Genomic DNA, 19,960 nt, shown 5'->3' with positions numbered 1-19,960 from the left:
AACCATCGCACCTCAATTTCCCTCTAACGTTCCTATTGAGTGGCAGGAAATAACTTTCGCTTTCAACCAAAATATCACAACCCTGTCTGCTCCAATGACTTGTTATAGGTTTGTTCTAACATTTTTTGGGTAATTTGTTGTTCTCCATGATAGTGTAAGCGTCGATTCAAACAGCCAATGGTTTTGACATAGGAAGACATGGTATTAATATCATGGGTAATCATTACAATTGTCATATATTCATTTAATTTTAACAATAACTCATAGATATTCGCGCACATTTTGGGGTCAATATTAGCGGTAGGTTCATCAAGGAGTAAAACCCGGGGTTCACTGGCTAAAGCTCTAGCAATAAAAACCCGTTGTCGTTGTCCCCCCGAAAGTTCGCCAATGGCGCGATTTTTTAATTCTAACATTTCGACTTTTTTTAAAGATTGAATCACAATTTCTTCATCTTTTTTTGTATAGGGTTGAAATAAATGACGATTTCCTAACCGTCCCATCCTTACCACTTCATCTACCCGGACAGGAAAATTGCGATCAAATTCTAAAATTTGAGGGACATAACCCAAATAACGCCGTCCTTTAGCAACAGAATGACCCATAATTTCTACATCTCCGTTTAAGGGTTTTAGCAGTCCTAAAAGCACTTTAATTAATGTGGTTTTTCCTCCCCCATTAGGGCCAATTAATCCGATAAAATCTAATTCATTAACCGTTAAATTAATATCTTCTAAAATAGGTTCATGGGAATCATAACCCGCCCAGACTTCTTTTAAGCGGATGACTTCATTTTTTGGATAATTTTTTGGAGATAATTCTTGAGGATTTTTCACGGATGTAAATGTAAAGTTAGGAAGTAAAATCATAGTAAAAAATCAAATTAGTTTATGGTTTTAAAGTTTGTGATAACAGTTCAGAAACTTGAAGTAAATTATCAGACCAATTTTCATCTAAATCACTAACAAAAATAACTTTTCCCCCGATTTCTTTAGCTATGGTTTCCGCAGAACTGGGATTAAATTCTGGTTGAGCAAAAATTACCTTAATATTCTCTTGTTTAGCTTCAGAAATTAACTTAGCTAACTCGGCTGCACTAGGTTCCTGTCCCCCGACTTCAATTGATTCCTGTTCTAAGTTATAATCCTTGGCAAAATATCCCCAAGCGGGATGAAAAACGATAAATTTACGGTTTTTGAGCGGGGTTAATTTCTGACTAATTTGTTGATCCAGTTGGTCAAGTTCTGTGATAAAATTATTTAGGTTGGCTTGATATTCAGCTTGGCGTTTTGGGTCAATTTTGACTAAGCCAGCATAAATACTTTGAGCTTGAATTTTAACTAATTTAGGAGATAACCAAATATGAGGGTCTAAAGTTTCTTCTGCTTGATGATTTTCTGCTCCTTCATGGTGATGTTCTACCATTGGAATTCTCTCAATCCCTTGAGTTGAATCTATAATTAACATTTTTTGATTAGCAGCTTTAATTCTATCTATCCAAGCGGTTTCAAAAGCAATCCCCGTGGTAATATAAGCTTTAGCATCATTCAAAGATTGTAACTGTTGAGGTTTGGGTTCATAATTATGTAAATCAACACCAGGAGGAATCATAACATTCACTTTAACATTCTTGCCCCCAATTTTTTCCACAAAATATTTCTGGGGCATAATACTAACCGTAATATCAACAACATTATTAACAGTTTCATTTACTATTTGTTTGGCTTCAGAAGAATTATTTTCAACTGAATTTTTTGGTGTGGAAATGGTGTTACAACCACTAATTATACTCATAACCCATAACAGCATTACTATTCGGGCTTCAACCGACAATCTCATCTTGATGTCCTCAATGTAGTTTTGCACCTCATCCGCCCAACACAGTCCCAGCATAGGGATCTTGAGGGCTTAACTATAATGATAATCGTTTTCAAAACTTTTGACTAGGAGGGTAGATTTTAGTGGCGGTGTCTTTTCCAAAATCGATCAGGTTAAGAGATATAGCAGGGAACATCTCAAGAGGGGAAAAGACTTGACTTCACCGTCAGGTTTATGCTGAGTTGAACCCTGGATGTGCTTAAATGACCAAGCTGAATTATCAACAGTCAACTGATCCAAAATCTACAGTACAAAATTCTTAGTCGCGGTTTATGCTAAACAAAGTATTTTGTATTTTCTGATGATGACTCAACATTCTAATTCTCTAATTTCTGTGCGGGCATTTTTGCAGCACTATTCTGAAATGATGGCGACGATAGTTTGTGCTGTTTTAGTATTTATAGGTTGGGTGTGCTTACAAATAGGTTGGCTAGGGTTAGCATTTTTAGCCCTACCGATTGCTTATGTTATTGGGGGTTATGGCATTGCTAAAGATGGGTTAACGACGCTTGTAGACGACAAACAATTTGATGTTGATTTATTAATGATTGTAGCAGCATTGGGGACTGCGACTTTAGGAATTTGGAAGCAAAATTATTTTTTAATCATAGATGGTGGAATCCTAATTTTAATTTTTGCTTTGAGTAGTGCTTTAGAAAGTATAGCGATGGAACAAACAGAAAGCAATATCACAAATTTAATGCAATTAACCTCGGATACAGCTTGGGTAATTACCGATCAACAGGAGCAACAAATCCCAATTAATCAATTAAAAATTGGGGCTATTATTTTAGTCAAGCCTGGGGAACGAATTCCGACGGATGGAATAATTATATCTGGAAATAGTTCCATTAATCAAGCTGCAATTACGGGAGAATCAATTTCGGTCGATAAAACCATTGGTGATCAAGTATTTGCCGGAACATTAAACGAAAATGGGGTACTACAATTAAAGGTTCATCAATCTCCTGAAAGTAGTTTAATTCATCGAATGATTCAGTTAGTTAAACAAGCTAGAACCGAGGTATCTCCCTCTCAACAATTTATGAAAAAATTTGAACGTAATTATATTAAAGTTATTATTGTAACAGGTATAGGATTAGCCATTTTACCGCCCGTATTCCTGGGTTGGAATTGGGAAACAGCCATTTATCGGGCTTTAGTTTTTTTTGTGGTTGCCTCTCCCTCTGCTTTATTAGCATCAATTATGCCTACCTTATTATCAGGAATAGCAAATGGGGCAAGATATGGAATCCTATTTAAAAATGGGGCGCAATTAGAAAAAATTTGCCGAATTAATGCGATCGCATTTGATAAAACTGGAACCTTAACCACGGGAAAATTAAATATTGTTGATATCATTCCGGTGGCAGGTATATTAGATACAGAATTATTAGGAGTTGCCCTAGCGGTAGAGTCACTTTCTGAACATCCTATCGGACAGGCAATTTCTCAATTTGCCCTGGAAAAAAATATTCCCAGAATTGCCGCAGTTAATGTCGCCACTCAAATCGGGGAAGGGATTATTGGAGAAGTGAATCATAACCAGATTTTTGTAGGGAAACTAGAGTGGATTCATCAACATAATATTTATGTTAGTCCTGAATTGGTAGAAATTAGTGACCACTTAGAAACCGATGGTAAAACCGTGGTTTGGGTGACACAAAATCATCAAACATTAGGATTAATTGCTGTAACAGATACGGTGCGTTTAGAAGCAAAAACCTTAATTAAAAATCTGAAAAAATTTGGCATTGAACAAGTGGTAATGTTAACAGGAGATCATCAAAGAACAGCCGATAGTGTGGCAAAACAGTTAAATATTGATCTGGTTTATGCTAATTTATTACCGGAGGATAAATTAACCATTATTCGACAATTGAAAAATCGGTATCAAGGGGTAGCAATGGTGGGAGATGGGATTAATGATGCTCCAGCTTTAGGATTAGCTGATGTGGGAATAGCCATGGGTGGAGCGGGAAATGATGTAGCCTTAGAAACCGCAGATGTTGTGTTAATGACCGAGCAATTAGGAAAAATATTCAAAGCGATTAAATTAGGTCATCGGGCTAATCGAGTTATCAAACAAAATATTGCTTTTTCCCTTTCGTTTATGGTATTATTATTAATATCTAATTTTTTCGGTTTGATTAATATGCCCACGGCGATAATCGGACATGAAGGATCAATGTTATTAGTAACATTAAGTGGTTTACGGTTATTAAAAAGTTAGAGAAACCAACAGAAACTTGTTTTATTGAAGAAACTCGGTTTCTGTTAGGGATTTTGTAGATTAACAATTTGTTGGGAAAACCAGAAAGCGGCGTTAAAATTATTGGTTTTTTCTAATTGTTCTAAGGTTAATTCTAATAAAGCGATCGGCAATCCATTTAAAGCAATAGAAGTGTTAACTTCCTGATATTTGCCATTCTCTTGTAAACGAAAGGCGATCGCTCGTTTTCCTCTAATATCAATTACCCAATATTCGGGAACTCCTAATCCAGCATAAAGTTGTTTTTTCTCATCTAAATCAATTGCTAAAGTTGTATCGGAAATTTCTCCAACTAAATCAGGAACTCGCCATTGTTCTAAATTAATTCTGCGCGGTTCTCCTTCTTGCCATTTGGGGGAATTTTCACCAATATATAATACTTTATCGGGTGCGGCTGCCTGTTGGTTGGGTTTTTCGATCACACATCCACTAAAAGAGTTTGCTAATATCCCAGGTTCACGAGAAAACCAAATATATAATAAAAAACTCAACAAATCGTTCACATTAGAGTGATTAATTCCTTCGTTACCCATATCAATCCACAAATATCCTTGATTAAAACTAACATTAAAGTCTTCTAAATTGGGATTATTAACATAAGCTAAATAATCTTCCCAAGTAGCAGGTTGACCTTGGGTTTTTTGAGGAGATTCAGGAATAGAAACTAAAGTTGTCATGGTTTCATCTTTTTGTTAGGGATTTTATAGATTAATAATTTGTTGGGAAAACCAGAAAGCGGCGTTAAAATTATTGGTTTTTTCTAATTGTTCTAAGGTTAATTCTAATAAAGCGATCGGCAATCCATTTAAAGCAATAGAAGTATTGATTTCTTGATACTTTCCATTCTCTTGTAAACGAAAGGCGATCGCCCGTTTTCCTCTAATATCAATTACCCAATATTCGGGAACTCCTAAGCCAGCATAAAGTTGTTTTTTCTCATCTAAATCTATCGCTAAAGTGGTATCGGAAATTTCTCCAACTAAATCAGGAACTCGCCATTGTTCTAAATTAATTCTGCGGGGTTCTCCTTCTTGCCATTTGGGGGAATTTTCACCAATATATAATACTTTATCGGGTGCGGCTGCCCGTTGGTTGGGTTTTTCAATCACACATCCTCCTAAAAGATCAACTAACAGATCGGGTTGACGGGCAAACCAAAACCCAAAAATCAAAGTTAATAATTCATTAAATCGAGCGTGATTGATTCCTTCGTTACCCATATCAATCCACAAATATCCTTGATTAAAACTAATATTAAATTCTTCTAAATTGGGATTATTAACATAAGCTAAATAATCCTCCCAAGTAGCGGGTTGCCATTGAGTTTTTTGAGGAGATTCAGGAATAGAAACTAGAGTTGTCATGGTTTCATCCTAACTGAGAAACAAAGTATATACCATTTTAACATAGAATTAAAGATGGTGCTTGACACTCCCACGGGTGAACCGCGTGGGATTCTCCTGTCTAGCCCCGATTGCTCGGTATTCATGGAGTTGCCCCCTACTGTTTCCAGAATTGCTTCACAGCAATATTAGAGGAGAGTACGAGACTCTGAGGAATGCCAAGTACCTCGTCCCAATTGACGGCTACGACTATTACAGTCTTTGGCTCTGCCAAGATTTTTCGGAGCTTTCTGTAGTCAATAGGGATAATCACAGTGGTTGCCTTTTTCTCGCCATTGACAACTTGTTTTTAAGGAGGTCAGAACATCTGACCAGATAAGCGAGGAACATCCTTGCTATACTCTGATAATAGAGTCTTAAATAGAGTATGTCAAGGGAAAAGAAAATTCAGTTTAATGTTAACGAGAAAGAATATGAACGTCTCAAAAGTCATGCTGAATCAGAAGGATTATCAATGGCTGAAGTTCTTAGGGATTACATTAAAACCCTCACACCCCCTAAAGGGGGTCGCACTACATCCCACGACTGAAGTGCGTGGGCTTTGTGCGAGGTTGTTGTAAGCCTAGCACACGCACCCTACGAATTAGAACTGTAGTTCTTGTAATAACCAAAATCCGGCAAAAGATTCAGAATTGGGGTCAGATTGAACAGCTAAAAAATGTACATTTTTAGCTTTTTCTTTGGTGAGTTCAAAATTTTGGGCTTCTGTTTGGGTTTTACTATCGGGTAAATTAGCTAAAATCCAACTTTCATTTTCCCCAGTTTCTAATAATAAATTAGGACGGGAATCTTTATTTAATCGTAAATAAGCTAACTCTAATCCCGACATCCAAGCCGCTAAAGGAGTAGCCCGGGAGGAGTAAATAATTAACCCAGGAATTGGGGTTTCTGGTGTTAACCCAACCATCGGTAATCCGAAGGCTTCACCAAAGCTAATATCCCATTCTGATAGGTCGGAAAAGGCACTGGCTTCTAAAGTTACAAAAGCCCATTTATCCCCCTGCAAAGCATCAGGAAGGGGCTGGGGTTGAGACTCCATAAATTGAACCGAAGGATTAGCCCCCGCTTGATAATTTTCCAGGGTCGGATAATAGGTTTCTATGCGTTGGTTTAACCATTGATAAAGGGCATAGGTACGCCGACTTGCAGAGGCAGGAATGGCTAATTCTTTACAGGATTTAGAAATCATATTCGCCATCGGACGGCGGAAAAAGCGAATCCTAGACGGGGGCGTGGGGGCAGTGGCGATCGCATTTTCAATCGCCTGTTTTAACCAAATAGAGTTAACTTCGTTACTAGGGCAAAATTGGGTGTAGCGAAACATCGTCTCGGTGCTATCTTCAATATTGAGCGGGGTTTCACAGATTAAGACTTCCCAAACTTTTTTCCCTTCTTCGTCCCGCAGGGGGCGGCTATAAAAATCGAGTTCCCAAATAGTTGATTTCATCAATGACTGGATTCTGTTGATAATTAACGTCTAAAAATAAATCCTACCAGCAATTAGGGTTAAGCTGCGACTAATGATTGATTTTTCAGGGATCAACTCACTTATTCTATCTTTAAATTAAACGGTAAACGGGTATAAATTCCTTTGGGATCATTCATTTCTTTAATCATCAATAATTCCTCTTGAAGTCTGATAAATTCACGGGTGAGGGGATCAACGGGAGTCGGTATTTTTGTGAGGTTATCTCCGGTTAAATTATCTAAAATTCGTTCTTCTAATGTCCGAGGTTTAGCAGGTTCTTTGAGTGTCCAATCCTCTCCCAAATTCGCTTTTTTTGCCGCCGCCGCGATCGCCGCATCTAAACCCCCAATTTCATCAACTAACCCTAACTGTTTAGCCTGTGAACCCGACCAAACTCGCCCTTGAGCAATTTCTTGAACTTGATTTTTCGGTAACTTACGATGGGTGGCTACATTAGAAATAAAGCGATCATAAATTAAGTTAACCACCTTTTGTAACCGAGCTAATTCTTCGGGACTTTTCGGCCGACTATTAGTTTGAATATCCGCAAACTTACTGGTTTTGACAATATCCCAAGTAATCCCATTTTTACTGGCAATATCTTGAATATTAAACAGTAATCCAAACACCCCAATTGATCCGGTCACGGTATTAGCTTGGGCAAAAATTTGATCCGCACCCATAGCAATCCAATATCCCCCGGAAGCGGCAAAATTTCCCATAGAAACTATTACAGGTTTCTGTTTTCTGATCAGATCCACTTCCCGCCCAATCACTTCCGAAGCGGTGGCACTGCCCCCAGGACTATTAACCCGTAAAACCACCGCTTTTACCTTTTCATCTAATCGTAATTTTCTTAATTCTTTAGCTAACCGATCGCCTCCAATTTGGCTAGAAGTTCCGCTACCATCAACAATTTCACCTTCGGCATAGACAATTGCAATCTTATTTTTACTATTCTGATTACCATTATTAATATCAGCAACTTCAGGGATTCTTGAATAAGAATTAATACTAATTTGGCGAAATTGTTGACTTTTTTCCTTGGATTCCCCGGTCATTTTTTTGAAATCTGTAATCACTTCATCACCATAAGCAACCCGATCAACTAATTTTCCTTTTAAAGCCGTATCTGCTAATAAAATACCTTCAGTATTAGAAAATGCCTGTAACTGTTGGGGTGTGACTTTGCGACTGGGTGCAATGGTTCTTAACCATTCTCCCCATAAATCTCCTAATAGTTTTTGAGTTTGTTCTCGATTTTCTGGACTTAATTTTTTCAGTAAAAATGGTTCAACGGCTGCCTTATATTTTCCCACCCGAATCACCTGCACCCCAATACCATATTTTTCTAAAGCTCCGGTTAAAAACATGACTTGAGAACTTAACCCTTTAATATCTAAAGAACCCAAGGGATTAATCACCACTTGATTAGCAACGGAAGCTAAATAATATTCGGGTGCTGTCCAATCAATATCATAGGCAATAATAGTTTTTCCGCTATCTTTAAACCGTTGTAAGGCTTGGCGAATTTCTTTTAAATTAGCTAATCCTGTAGAAATGGGAGTATTAGTTCCTTGCAAATAAAGGGCGACAATTTTATCATCTTTACTGGCTTGATCAATTGTTTGAACTAAGGTTCTTAACTGAATTGAAGTTGGACTATCTTCTGATAAAAGTTCCTGTAAGGCTTCAGAAGTTGAGGGATTAGGCCCAGTATCACTTACACTTAATGCTAAATCAAAAACTAATACTGATTTATCCTTAACTAAGGGCCCAGAATCTTGACTTGCCACCATAATCACCAGGAAAATTAATCCTCCAATTCCTAGGGTGGTAGTTAAAACCAGTCCAATTAAGTTTCCTAATAAACTGGCAAATGTAAATTTGAGAAAATCTTTCATATTATTATTAATAAATGGGATAATCTAACTTAATCCGGCGCGGGGTTTAGGGTTTTGGTTTCAATACTCCTGATGTTTGTAAATGATTTAGGGTACGGTTATTTGTACAAAATAGCACGGTGATCAATTCTGCTTTTAAAATCTCTACTAAATTATAGACTGCTGCTTCCGATTCGGCTGCGGCTTGCAAAAATGGCCAGGCAAACCCGGCTAAATTGGCACCGAGGGCGATCGCTTTGGCCGCATCTAAACCACTGCGTAACCCCCCCGAAGCAATTAAGGGAATATCGGGAGACACTTCTCGAATACTGGTAATACAGTTGGCCGTGGGTATGCCCCAATTGGCAAAGGTTTCCCCTAGACGACGCTGTAGGGGGTCTTGGGCGCGTTCTCCTTCGATTTTAGCCCAGGAGGTTCCCCCCGCGCCTGCCACGTCAATAGCGGCCACTCCTGCCTCAATTAATCGTTTGGCCATGACTGCATCAATCCCATTTCCGACTTCTTTGGCAATCACTGGAACCGGAAGTTGGGTACATAATTGTTCTATTTTATGGAATAATCCTTTAAAATTAGTATCCCCTTCGGTTTGAATACATTCTTGTAAAGGATTGAGGTGTAAAATTAAGGCATCGGCTTCTAATAAATCAATGGTTTTTAAACACTGTTCTAAACCATATTTATAGTTTAATTGAACGGCGCCTAAATTGGCAAAAAGTAAAATATTTGGGGCGAGCGATCGCACAGCAAAGGTATCAGCCACATCGGGATTTTCCACGGCTACTCGTTGGGAACCGACTCCCATGGCAATATGATAATGTTCAGCCACAGCGGCTAACCGACAATTAATTAATTTTGCCTGTTCTGTGCCTCCGGTCATGGAGGAAATTAATAGGGGTGCTCCTAATATTTTACCTAAAAATGATGTGGTAATATCAATTTCACTACGGTTTAAATTGGGTAAACAACAATGGGTAAAGTCATAACGTTCTAACCCCGTTGTTGTTTGTCGAAACTGCACATCTTCTTCTAAACAAATCCGCAGATGATCAGCTTTTCTATTTTCAATTTGATTAGATACCATATTAGTTATCAGTAATCAGTAATCAGTTATCAGTTATCAGTTAAGAAGTTATCAGTTAACAGTGTAGAGACTTGCTAATAGTCTACGGCATCGCTGCACTCGGGCGCGTCTGTACCAGTTATCAGTTGAGAAATTAATAAATTAACTGTAAACTTCTTAACTGATAACTGTTAACTGTTAACTGATGACTGAATTAGGATCGTCGAATATTAAAACAACACCAATCTTGACGACGCCAGAGGGTAGCAACAACCCAACCCTGTTGTTCTAAAGCATCTGCAATTGGTTTAGCTTGATCCATTAAAATCCCGCTTAAAATCGCCCAAGTATTTTTCTTAGATATGGCATTAAATTGAGGAATTAAATCAATAATTACTTCTGCTAAAATATTACAAACAATTCCATCTACAGGTTGCTCTACTGCTTGAATTATCTGCTCAATACTGCCATCTTGAATATTAATTCTTTCGGGTGAAATTTGGTTTAATTCGCAATTTTCGTAAGTTGAACGAGTCGCCAACGGATCATTATCCACCGCATAAACCTTAGAAGCTCCTAATAAAATTGCCCCAATTGATAAAATACCAGAACCGCAACCAATATCTGCAATTACAACTTGGTTGTGTTCTCCACCTAAGCGCATTTCCAAAGATTCTAAACACAGTTGAGTTGTGGCGTGGGTTCCGGTTCCAAAAGCAACCCCGGGATCTAAACGTAATAGAATACGATCGGGATTTTCAGGTAATGCTAACCAAGCCGGATAAACTAAAAAGCGATCGCCAATTGGTGTCGGTTCCCAATATTGTTTCCAACTACTTGACCAGTCCTGTTCATCAATCAAATCCCAAGTCACCGCCGGAATTGGCATTTCTAAACACAAAGCATCTTGACGTAACAATAAAGCCAGGGCTGCTAAATCTAGTAAATGGGCTTTTTCTTCGGGTAAATAAGCTGATAACAAGCAGGAATTATTTTTAATTTGACTCGCGGTTCCCCGACAACCAAACGCTTCCATGCGCCAAAAGACCGCATCTTCTAGCATCGGATCACACAATACTTTAATTTCCCACCAGCTATTAGCCATAATCAGTAATCAGTAATCAGTTATCAGTCATCAGTTATCAGTTATCAGTTATTAGTGTAGAGACGTGCCATGGCGCGTCTGTACCAGTTAACAGTGTAAGAGGTATCAGTCATTAGTTGACAGTAAAGAATTCATTGTTAATAGTTAATATTTGTGGGCTAAAAACTGTTAACTGTCAACTATAAACTGTTAACTATAAACTGTTAACTGATAACTGTTAACTGATAACTGATAACTGATTAAAGCGTTACAGTATAGGCATCGCGGATGCCAGACACTTTGATAATTTCTGCAAGAATACCTTCAGGTAAAGGATCATCAAGACTTAAAACCATGACAGCCTCACCCCGAACAATTTTACGTCCGACTTGCATACTGGCAATATTGACATTAAATCTGCCCAAAAGCGAGCCAATGTTACCAATAATTCCCGGTACATCCCGGTGGAGAGTAAACAACATATAGCGGGTGGGAGGAACATTAATCGGAAAATCGTCCACACTGGTGATCCGAATTTCGTGATCCCCTAATAACGCCCCGGTCACAGAATGAGTGCCTAAACTGCCCTTAGCTTCTAAATGTAGTGATCCGGTGTAGTCCGTCACCGAAGCATCACGGGTTTCAATTACTCTGATCCCCCGTTCCTTGGCTTCAATACCTGCGTTAACATAGTTCACCCGCTCGCGTAATGCTTGGGACAGTAACCCCTTCAGAGAAGCCACAACCACTGCTTGGCTACTGGTTCCGGCTAGTTCCCCTTGCAAACGCACATCCAGGAAGTCCACCCGTCCCCCGGCTAACTGACCGACCAAATTACCCAGAGTTTCCGCCAATTGTAAATAGGGTTTGAGTTTTTCCAAGACATCGGGATATAACCCGGGAATATTCACCGCAGAACGGGCTGGCAGGCCCAGCAACACATCCCGAATTTGTTCAGCGACATCGATCGCCACATTGACTTGAGCTTCTTCTGTCGAGGCTCCCAGGTGAGGAGTGAGAACAATTTTAGACCCCAATTCCCGCAGGGAAGAATCGGCTTCTAGGGGTTCATTTTCAAATACATCTAAGGCAGCCCCGGCAATTTGGCCAGTTCGCAGGGCATCGGCTAAGGCTGTTTCATCAATCACACCGCCCCTAGCACAGTTAATTAGGCGGGCGGTGGGCTTCATCTTAGCGAAGACTTCCGCATTAAACAGATGATAAGTTTCTTTGGTTTTGGGGATATGCAGCGTAATATAATCGGACTCCTGAATCAACAGATCCAAGTCCACTAACCGACAACCAATTTGATCCGCTCGTTCTTGGGATATAAAAGGATCATAGGCCAAAAGTTTCATCCCCATTGCTTTCGCCACCGCCGCAACATGGGAACCAATTTTACCCAAACCCACAATACCCAGGGTTTTCTTATAAACTTCTACACCCACGAAGCTTTTGCGATCCCACTGTCCAGTTTTAACCGATTGGTTAGCATCGGGGACGTAGCGAGACATGGACAGCATCATCGTCAGGGCGTGTTCGGCGGCGGCAATGGTGTTCCCTTGTGGAGAATTAACCACAACAATCCCTTTACGGGTAGCGGCGGGAATGTCCACATTATCCACACCGACACCCGCCCGACCAATAATTTTTAAGTTATTGGCGGCTTCAATAATTTCTTGGGTTACATGAGTTCCAGACCGGATCATCAAAGCATCATACTCTGGAATAATCCGCACCAGTTCTTCTGGGGGTAAACCTATTTTGACATCCACCTGAGCCACTTGAGACAGGATGTCTATACCAACTTGATCAATAGAATCGGATACGAGAACCTTAGACATGATTTAGGAAAATGGGTTGCAATTTTTCTGGAAGCGAAACATCACCCCCCACAAAATCAGCTAGGGGGAAGTTCGGGAGAGTCTGCATTAGTGATTTTTTCTCCCAGATTAACGGTCTATATTAATACCGCAGTAGGTCATTTTAACTCTTAATGGGTAGATTCACTGTGAATTCTGGGAAAAAATTTATGGCGGGGAATAGGCAATGGAGAATAGGCAATGGACAATTCAGAGCGTTTGGGGAATCGAGATCAGACCCAAGATTGTGTAGACTAACAATAGATTGATTGCCTATTCTCAACGATAATTATGAACTATCTTGTCACCGTTCTCTCCGATCGCTTTCAAGCCGAAACAGCCTATGTTGAATTAGAAAAAAAAGGTGTCCCGACCTCTCAAATCAGTATTTTAGGAAAAGGGTATAAAACCGCCGATGAATTTGGCTTAATTGACCCGAATGAAAGCGCAATCAAACAAGTTAAATTAATGGCAACTTGGTTAATTCCCTTTGGATTTGTTTCGGGTTTTTGCTTTAGTTTAATTACGGGATTAGATACCTTTGCCTGGGCCGGAGTTGTGGGAAATCATTTAATCGGTGCAGTTCTCGGTGCAATTTCGGGGGGGTTAGGGAGCATCTTGGCCGGGGGTGGAGTCGGATTAATTGTTGGTGGCGGCGATGCTTTACCCTACCGTAACCGCCTGAATGCTGGGAAATATTTAGTCGTGGTCACAGGTTCAGAAACCTTGATGCGTAAAGCAAATCAGATTTTAAGGGACTTAGAACCGGAAAATATTCAGGGTTATACCGTTGGTGAAAATGAATAATTAAAATAGAATGTTATCATAATTTTAGCATAAATTTTCATCTTCCTTAACCTAAAATCCCTTAATGTTACCAAGAGAAGAACTCCTAAAAGGTATCGAAAATCGAGATACTATAGCACGGGTTATAGATCTGGCAGAACAAGCCATGAAAACCTGGGAAATTACCCTAACAGATTTCCTTTCTCCCCCTGAATTAGCTGAATCTGAAAAGGTCTTTAGCCGCTTAACAGAAGTACAAATGATCCCCTGGGGAGGCTATCCCCAAGCGGAACGCCAACGGTTAGGAATTGCCAGATCTGAACTTCCTCTTGATACTTCTCAAGTCAGCGTTATTGTTTTAGAAATTTCGGGTAATTTTCTCTTTGATCCCGCTACCCATCGAGACTTTTTAGGGTCGATGTTAGGGACGGGAATTGTCAGAGATAAAACCGGGGATATTATTGTTTTAGGAGAGCGTGGAGGCCAAACCATTGTCACCCTAGAATTGGCGGATTTCTTAGAGTTGAATTTGACTCAAGTTCGATCTGTTCCGGTGAAAACACGACGGATTGATCCGGGGGAATTAAAAGTTAGAGAACCCAAGAAGAAAGAGTTAACAACTGTAGAGGCTTCCATGCGGTTAGATGCGATCGCATCTGCTGGATTTGGAATGTCTCGTAGTAAGATGGTGAGTTTAATTGATGGGGGAGATGTGCGGGTCAATTGGAAAGAAGTTACCCAAGCTAGTTATCAATTAAAATCAGGGGATTTAATTGCCATTCGGGGAAAAGGACGTTTAGAAGTTAAAGATATGACTATTACTAAAAAACAAAGATATAGAGTTGAATTAACTCGCTATCAATAATCAGTTTGTACTGAATAATTTAAGGAGAATATTAGTAATGGTAAGACTCTATAATCAATCTTTTGAAATTTTAAAAACCGAGTTAAAAAAATGCGCTGAAAAAGATTTAGTTGGGGAAGTTGGAGAAAAAATTGTTCTTAAACGCTTAGAAAAAATGCGATCGCAATCGGGAGAATCTCTAACTTTATATGAATTAAAAAACTTAGTTTCCGATCAGTTTTATGAGTTTGATGAAGTAGTTTTACAGAAAGCTGCAAAAGCAAATCATCCACCCGGAATTGGGCAAAAGCTGGCTTTAGGTACAGCTATTTTAGGGGGATTTGTGGGACTTGTGGCTCTAGCTAATTTACCCTATCCCATGATTCGGTTTCCTGTTTCAAAAACCGTCCCTATTTTATTAATTCCCAGTTATATTAGTATGGATTATAACTATCGACAAGCCGTGTCTTTAGTAGAACAATCCGATCAATTAATTAATCAAGCTACGGCAATTACTGATATTGAATTAGGAGTTGAAAAAGTTGGAAAAGCTCAACAGCATCTGGATAAACTCCCAGTTTGGTTTTTAGGTTATTATCCTCAAGCCTACTGTTCATTTACGGGTTGTGTTTGGCGATTTACCTTCGATGAATATGAAGGTGCTAGAAAGAATATTGGCCGGATGGAATCTAAAATTTTTCAAGAACAAAATGCTTATCAAGAATATACAAAAGCCGAACAATTAATTAAGGAATCTCAAAACAATTTCTCTAAAACTCCTCCGGGCAATGAACAACAACAGATGATTAACCTTTGGCAAAAAGCGATTGATCAATTAGATAAAATTTCCTCCGAAACCTTAGCCGGAAAATTAGCTGAAAAACAGTTAGAAACCGCTAAACGAGATTTTCAACAACAACTAGGATTTGTTGCGGGAACCATGAAAGGAAATACTTTAATTGATGCCGGGATGCAGTTTGGAATTCAAGCTGCAAAAGCCGCTAAAAATCCCCCTCACACCGCCAAACAATGGGAACAAGTAATCAAATTATGGCAAGAAGCAATTCGTCGCTTAGAACAAGTTCCAACGGATAATCCTAGTTATTTGGGTGCTCAGAAAAAATTAGCTGAATATCAATCAAATTTAGGAGTTTCCGAAAGTCGGTTAGAAGCGGAAAAAGACGCGGTAGAATCACTTAAACAGGCAAAAGCCGAGATTGCTCAATGGCAAACCTCAGCCCGTTCTAAAGAGCCTAATATTGGTTCCTTAATTGGTCAATTAACCGATATTATTAGTATATTAGAACAGGTTCCCGCAGGGACAACAGTTAGCGCAGAAGCCCAAAAATTATTAGGATCAGCACGACATACTCGTGATAAATTATATATGAACTAACTTGATATTTTGAAACCATTCTGTCCTTAAAACTGATTAATTATATATAATTATGACTCAAACACCAGAAGATTTTTCCCCATTTATTTCCTCAACACCCGATCCATCAGTAGATACGGCTAAATTAATACAATTATTACGGCGGAAAGAAAGAAATTGGGTGGAATGGGGCGATGCCTGTGCTCAATTACAAAAATCTGGTTATAACCCCCAACAAATTTTTGAAGAAACGGGTTTTGAACCCATTCAACAAAATCAAATCATTGTAGCAGGACAAGTCTTTACTTCCTTAGTAAAAGGCAATTTATCCGAGGAAATTCGATCCCGTTTTCAACAACGGGGAAGCGATATTTTATATGAATTTCGTATCCTAAATCAAGCAGAAAGGGTGATGGCGACGGAGTTTTCCGATCAGCGCAAATTAGATGCCGATGAAGCTAGAGAATTAGCCAAAGCCATCAAAGAATTCTCTCGGTTTTCGGTTCTCCCCCCGGGTTTTGCCCATCATCCTGGGGACGCTTTAGCCTATCAAGCCTGGAAAGCTGCCCGACAACAACATGATTTACAACAGCGATCGCGTTTAATTGCTAAAGGATTAAAATATGCTCACTCCCAAACCGCACGAGAAACCATAGAACAACTATTAACAGATTTTTCGATTACCGCCAAAAAATCAGCGCCTCGTTTACCAATGTATCGTTTAGAAACGGAAGAAGATCTACCCCGTTTAATTCCAGTCGTGGGGAAATTTCCCTTAACTCCATCGGATTTTAAAGCCGTTCCTTTGATTGAAGAATTAGGAGCATTTTCCATTGTTAAATCATCGGGAAATGCAGCTTGGGTAGCGGTTCCTGGCTGGCAAGTGGTCAGAAAGTCAGAAGATCCAATTGCTGTTTTAGGAAATAGCGCTAATTTACCGAATCCCTTACCCGGTAAATCAGAACCAGTTTTAATCCTGATCGATCGCGCTCAACGGGAATGGGATATTGATTCTTATTTCTTAGTTGAAAAATCTGAAAATTTAGAACTGCAATGGTTCGATGAAATTCCCGATATTCATTTACTAGGAAAATTAATTTTAATTATGCGTCCTAAGAAGGTATTAGATGAGGATCAAATTCATGATGTTTGGCAAATTGATGAATAGAAAAAAGAGAGGGAACACCGGAACAGCCCCCCAAACCCCCCGTGCACGGGGGGCTAGGGGGGGAGGGCACAGGGTAGGGGATGTGTAATTAATTTTGTTTAGGTACTTAATAACTTTTACCCATTACCCATTACCCATTACCCATTACCCATTACCCATTACCCATTACCCATTACCCATTACCCATTACCCATTACCTATCTTATTCTATATCATCTGATTTTCTACTGAGACATCTGTTTAGCTTTATTCGCCTGAGCGCAACTCGATAAAGCTAAAATTGATACCATTAACCATAAAAAAATCTGGGTTTTAATCCAGTCTGAGAGCGAATTTGATCATAATTCATAGTGTTATATTCGTATTATCGTTCATTATCCACTTAATATTGAGCCTAGCATGACAGACGATCTTGATCTCGATTCAGTTTCCTCCGTTAATCCTATCCTAACTTCGGAAATAGTCTTTTCTGATCTGACAATAAATCCATTAGAAAATATTGATCAAATTCGTGCATTCCGAGAGCAGAAAATTAAAGAAATTTACCAAAGTTTACGTCCGGGTCAACAACAAATGGCCGATTGGAATGGGGGGCCCCTAGCTATTTCTGCGGTTCCAGGGGCCGGGAAATCAACGGGAATGGCCTTTGCTGCGGCATTAGCGAGCGCCCGCCATCAACTCCATTCCCAGCATCAATTAGTGATTGTCACCTTCACCCGTTCGGCGGCTGCTAATATTCGGGCAAAAGTGAGTCAAGAACTCAAAGAAATGCGATTACCTTTGGGGGGATTTTTTGTTTATACATTGCATGGTTTAGCCTTAAATATTGCCTTAAAAAATCCCGAATTATCAGGATTAAATTTAGAGAATTTTACTTTAATTTTACCCACTCCTAGTAATCGAATTACCCGCAGTTGTGTTGAACAGTGGATTGTGGCTAATCCTCGCCATTATCAACGATTAATTGAGGGGGTTAAATTTGATGGGGAAGAAACAGAAAGATTAAGACGTCAATCGGTTTTAAGAACAGAAGTTTTACCGAACTTAGCTTGGAAAGTGATTCAAGAAGCTAAAAGTTCAGGACTACAACCGCAGGATTTAACCAATATTTCGGAACAAATTCCTGATGATTATGAAACCTTAGAAATAGCCGCCGGATTATATGAAAATTATCAAAATATATTGCGATCGCTGAATTTAATTGACTATGATGAGATGATTTTAGCCGCATTGCGAGTTTTAGACAATCCAACGGTTCGTCAAGTTTGGCAAAATCAAGTATTTGCTGTTTTTGAAGATGAAGCTCAAGATTCCACTCCCCTACAAAGTAAACTCTTGAGAATTTTAGCCAGTTCTTCTAAGTCAATTACTGATGATTTAGATACTTTAAATTTAGTTAGAGTCGGCGATCCAAATCAAGCGATTAACTCCACATTTACTACGGCTGATCCTATTTATTTTCGTCGTTTTTGTAATGATTGTGAACAGTTAAAACGATTAGCTACCATGGATCAAGCCGGACGCAGTAGTTGTATTATTATTGACGCAGCTAACTATATGTTATCCTGGGTTAATCGTTCAAAATTAGCTGGAAATGAACAACCTTTTCGAGAGCAAATGATTAAATTAGTGGGATTTAGTGATCATCAATCTAATGCTAATCCCCCGGCTTATGGTCGAGGTTTAGAACTCTGGGAAATGGCGGACATTTATCAGACCGTTGAGTTAATTGTCCAAAAAATTGTTACTATTATTGAAGACGATCCCCAAGGAAAATTTGCGATTTTACTAAGAGAGAATAAACAGGGAGAATTTATTTCTAATGTTTTTAATCATCCCCAATTATATAATATTAAAATTTCCGAAGATTTTAAAAGCAAAATTCGGGTTTATGATGCCTCTCAGCAGGCTAGAAATTCTCAAATTCCAGCAGAAATTTTATCTTTATTTCAATTTTTGGATCGTCCCCATTCACCAGATTATTTAAAATTAGCATTAAAAGTATTAGGCGATCGCAATTTAATTCCGAATTTAGATTATAATAAAATTGCAATTCATCCCGAAGAATTTCTTTATCCCGGCCCCCTTGACCCCCCACAATCAGAAGAAATTCGTCAATGTCGTTATTTTTGTTGTCAATTATTGCAAGCCCGTTTAGAACTTCCTCCCTATCAATTGATTTCCTTTTTAGCCCTATCCTTGCAATATGAAAAAACGGAATTAGCCACGGCGGATAAATTATCAGAACGCATCGGTCAAAAAACCTTTGGTAACCATTCCATGGGAACAATTTTAGATGTTTTAAATGATATTGTCAGTTCAGAAAAGTTTGAACCCGTGGATATTGATCAGGAATCAACCTCTAAAGACAGTCCCTATACCCGGGAAGGTCAATTAACATTAATTACCATGCACAAAGCCAAAGGATTAGATTGGGATTATGTGTTTATTCCCTTCTTACAAGAGTCTACAATTCCGGGGAGTTTAAGAGTTTTACCCCAAGCCAAATTTCTAGGAGAATTTACCCTTTCGGAAGTCGCCCGTGCCCAAATTCGAGCCGCTGCTCACGGAGAAGAATTAATTCCTGATATCGCCACTGCTTGGGAGCAAGCTAAGGATTTAAAAACCGCAGAAGAATACCGATTACTCTATGTCGCCATGACCAGAGCTAAACGTTTTTTATGGATGTCTGTGTCTCGTTTTTCTCCCTACAGTTGGCATAAACCTGAAAATCAGCAAGAACAAAAAGCCTGTCCGGTTTTTATTGCGTTAAAACAACAATTTCCTCAACATTTTTTCGAGAAATTTTAGTTGTTGGGCTTTAGCCCTTTAGATTGGGGGGCTAAAGCCCAACAA

Annotated in this window: 16 protein-coding genes; 7 read left to right on the top strand and 9 right to left on the bottom strand. The window is 39.1% G+C overall.

The window, feature by feature from the left end:
- Positions 1-74: 74 nt before the first annotated feature.
- Both NMG88_RS04840 and NMG88_RS04835 read right to left on the bottom strand, forming a co-directional pair.
- Positions 75-869 carry a metal ABC transporter ATP-binding protein gene (locus NMG88_RS04840; protein ID WP_254035155.1) on the bottom strand — a complete coding sequence of 265 codons (795 nt, stop codon included), beginning with the start codon at positions 867-869 and terminating at the stop codon, positions 75-77.
- Between the two features lie 19 nt (positions 870-888).
- Positions 889-1,839, bottom strand: a complete 951-nt coding sequence (locus tag NMG88_RS04835; RefSeq protein WP_227350164.1) for a metal ABC transporter solute-binding protein, Zn/Mn family — start codon at positions 1,837-1,839, stop codon at positions 889-891.
- A gap of 340 nt (positions 1,840-2,179) precedes the next feature.
- On the opposite strand from NMG88_RS04835, the gene NMG88_RS04830 reads away from it, so the two are divergent.
- Positions 2,180-4,111, top strand: a complete 1,932-nt coding sequence (locus tag NMG88_RS04830) for a heavy metal translocating P-type ATPase (RefSeq protein WP_329604049.1) — start codon at positions 2,180-2,182, stop codon at positions 4,109-4,111.
- 44 nt (positions 4,112-4,155) lie between these two features.
- Here the strand turns inward: NMG88_RS04830 and NMG88_RS04825 are convergent, their stop codons facing one another.
- Both NMG88_RS04825 and NMG88_RS04820 read right to left on the bottom strand, forming a co-directional pair.
- A complete protein-coding gene (locus NMG88_RS04825) occupies positions 4,156-4,827 on the bottom strand; it encodes a Uma2 family endonuclease (RefSeq protein ID WP_227366259.1) in 672 nt (223 codons plus the stop codon).
- Between the two features lie 24 nt (positions 4,828-4,851).
- Entirely contained in the window at positions 4,852-5,514 is a 663-nt protein-coding gene (locus NMG88_RS04820; protein WP_227350162.1) for a Uma2 family endonuclease, read from the bottom strand.
- Between the two features lie 406 nt (positions 5,515-5,920).
- Here NMG88_RS04820 and NMG88_RS04815 point away from each other — a divergent pair, with 406 nt between their 5' ends.
- The gene (locus tag NMG88_RS04815) at positions 5,921-6,082 is read left to right on the top strand and encodes a ribbon-helix-helix protein, CopG family (RefSeq protein WP_141292963.1); all 162 of its coding nucleotides are present in this window, start codon (positions 5,921-5,923) and stop codon (positions 6,080-6,082) included.
- A gap of 54 nt (positions 6,083-6,136) precedes the next feature.
- Here the strand turns inward: NMG88_RS04815 and NMG88_RS04810 are convergent, their stop codons facing one another.
- From NMG88_RS04810 to serA, 5 genes are all read right to left on the bottom strand, one after another.
- Positions 6,137-7,000 (bottom strand): Tab2/Atab2 family RNA-binding protein, encoded by an 864-nt coding sequence (locus NMG88_RS04810; RefSeq protein WP_026786518.1) that lies wholly within the window; start codon positions 6,998-7,000, stop codon positions 6,137-6,139.
- Between the two features lie 101 nt (positions 7,001-7,101).
- A complete protein-coding gene (gene sppA / locus NMG88_RS04805; protein ID WP_042152280.1) occupies positions 7,102-8,925 on the bottom strand; it encodes a signal peptide peptidase SppA in 1,824 nt (607 codons plus the stop codon).
- A gap of 46 nt (positions 8,926-8,971) precedes the next feature.
- Complete coding sequence (gene fni, locus NMG88_RS04800) at positions 8,972-10,006, bottom strand: type 2 isopentenyl-diphosphate Delta-isomerase (RefSeq protein WP_042152277.1); 1,035 nt, start codon at positions 10,004-10,006, stop codon at positions 8,972-8,974.
- 193 nt (positions 10,007-10,199) lie between these two features.
- On the bottom strand, positions 10,200-11,090 hold the full coding sequence (prmA, locus tag NMG88_RS04795) for a 50S ribosomal protein L11 methyltransferase (RefSeq protein ID WP_227357773.1): 891 nt from the start codon (positions 11,088-11,090) through the stop codon (positions 10,200-10,202).
- 239 nt (positions 11,091-11,329) lie between these two features.
- Entirely contained in the window at positions 11,330-12,913 is a 1,584-nt protein-coding gene (gene serA, locus NMG88_RS04790) for a phosphoglycerate dehydrogenase (RefSeq protein ID WP_042152272.1), read from the bottom strand.
- 309 nt (positions 12,914-13,222) lie between these two features.
- On the opposite strand from serA, the gene NMG88_RS04785 reads away from it, so the two are divergent.
- From NMG88_RS04785 to NMG88_RS04765, 5 genes are all read left to right on the top strand, one after another.
- Entirely contained in the window at positions 13,223-13,738 is a 516-nt protein-coding gene (locus tag NMG88_RS04785) for a hypothetical protein (RefSeq protein ID WP_042152267.1), read from the top strand.
- Positions 13,739-13,802: 64 nt separating this feature from the next.
- Entirely contained in the window at positions 13,803-14,582 is a 780-nt protein-coding gene (locus tag NMG88_RS04780; protein WP_042152264.1) for a photosystem II electron transport protein, Sll1252 family, read from the top strand.
- Between the two features lie 37 nt (positions 14,583-14,619).
- On the top strand, positions 14,620-15,957 hold the full coding sequence (locus tag NMG88_RS04775; protein ID WP_235753274.1) for a hypothetical protein: 1,338 nt from the start codon (positions 14,620-14,622) through the stop codon (positions 15,955-15,957).
- Between the two features lie 52 nt (positions 15,958-16,009).
- Entirely contained in the window at positions 16,010-17,104 is a 1,095-nt protein-coding gene (locus NMG88_RS04770; RefSeq protein WP_227350161.1) for a RuBisCO accumulation factor 1, read from the top strand.
- A 399-nt stretch (positions 17,105-17,503) separates the two neighbouring features.
- Positions 17,504-19,915 carry an ATP-dependent helicase gene (locus NMG88_RS04765; protein ID WP_227381886.1) on the top strand — a complete coding sequence of 804 codons (2,412 nt, stop codon included), beginning with the start codon at positions 17,504-17,506 and terminating at the stop codon, positions 19,913-19,915.
- Positions 19,916-19,960 lie beyond the last annotated feature (45 nt).

Source organism: Planktothrix agardhii (assembly GCF_904830935.1).
Classification (GTDB): Bacteria; Cyanobacteriota; Cyanobacteriia; order Cyanobacteriales; family Microcoleaceae; genus Planktothrix; species Planktothrix agardhii.
The sequence above is the reverse complement of the archived record's forward strand: the minus strand, read 5'-3'. Positions and strand labels throughout refer to the sequence as shown.

What these genes read in the sequence shown, in the direction of transcription:
- NMG88_RS04810 (WP_026786518.1), bottom strand. Translation starts at nt 7,000, where the DNA reads ATGAAATCAACTATTTGGGAACTCGATTTTTATAGCCGCCCCCTGCGG.
- fni (WP_042152277.1), bottom strand. Translation starts at nt 10,006, where the DNA reads ATGGTATCTAATCAAATTGAAAATAGAAAAGCTGATCATCTGCGGATT.
- NMG88_RS04825 (WP_227366259.1), bottom strand. Translation starts at nt 4,827, where the DNA reads ATGACAACTTTAGTTTCTATTCCTGAATCTCCTCAAAAAACCCAAGGT.
- NMG88_RS04820 (WP_227350162.1), bottom strand. Translation starts at nt 5,514, where the DNA reads ATGACAACTCTAGTTTCTATTCCTGAATCTCCTCAAAAAACTCAATGG.
- NMG88_RS04835 (WP_227350164.1), bottom strand. Translation starts at nt 1,839, where the DNA reads ATGAGATTGTCGGTTGAAGCCCGAATAGTAATGCTGTTATGGGTTATG.
- NMG88_RS04785 (WP_042152267.1), top strand. Translation starts at nt 13,223, where the DNA reads ATGAACTATCTTGTCACCGTTCTCTCCGATCGCTTTCAAGCCGAAACA.
- NMG88_RS04770 (WP_227350161.1), top strand. Translation starts at nt 16,010, where the DNA reads ATGACTCAAACACCAGAAGATTTTTCCCCATTTATTTCCTCAACACCC.
- NMG88_RS04830 (WP_329604049.1), top strand. Translation starts at nt 2,180, where the DNA reads ATGATGACTCAACATTCTAATTCTCTAATTTCTGTGCGGGCATTTTTG.
- NMG88_RS04840 (WP_254035155.1), bottom strand. Translation starts at nt 869, where the DNA reads ATGATTTTACTTCCTAACTTTACATTTACATCCGTGAAAAATCCTCAA.
- serA (WP_042152272.1), bottom strand. Translation starts at nt 12,913, where the DNA reads ATGTCTAAGGTTCTCGTATCCGATTCTATTGATCAAGTTGGTATAGAC.
- NMG88_RS04815 (WP_141292963.1), top strand. Translation starts at nt 5,921, where the DNA reads ATGTCAAGGGAAAAGAAAATTCAGTTTAATGTTAACGAGAAAGAATAT.
- NMG88_RS04765 (WP_227381886.1), top strand. Translation starts at nt 17,504, where the DNA reads ATGACAGACGATCTTGATCTCGATTCAGTTTCCTCCGTTAATCCTATC.
- NMG88_RS04775 (WP_235753274.1), top strand. Translation starts at nt 14,620, where the DNA reads ATGGTAAGACTCTATAATCAATCTTTTGAAATTTTAAAAACCGAGTTA.
- NMG88_RS04780 (WP_042152264.1), top strand. Translation starts at nt 13,803, where the DNA reads ATGTTACCAAGAGAAGAACTCCTAAAAGGTATCGAAAATCGAGATACT.
- sppA (WP_042152280.1), bottom strand. Translation starts at nt 8,925, where the DNA reads ATGAAAGATTTTCTCAAATTTACATTTGCCAGTTTATTAGGAAACTTA.
- prmA (WP_227357773.1), bottom strand. Translation starts at nt 11,090, where the DNA reads ATGGCTAATAGCTGGTGGGAAATTAAAGTATTGTGTGATCCGATGCTA.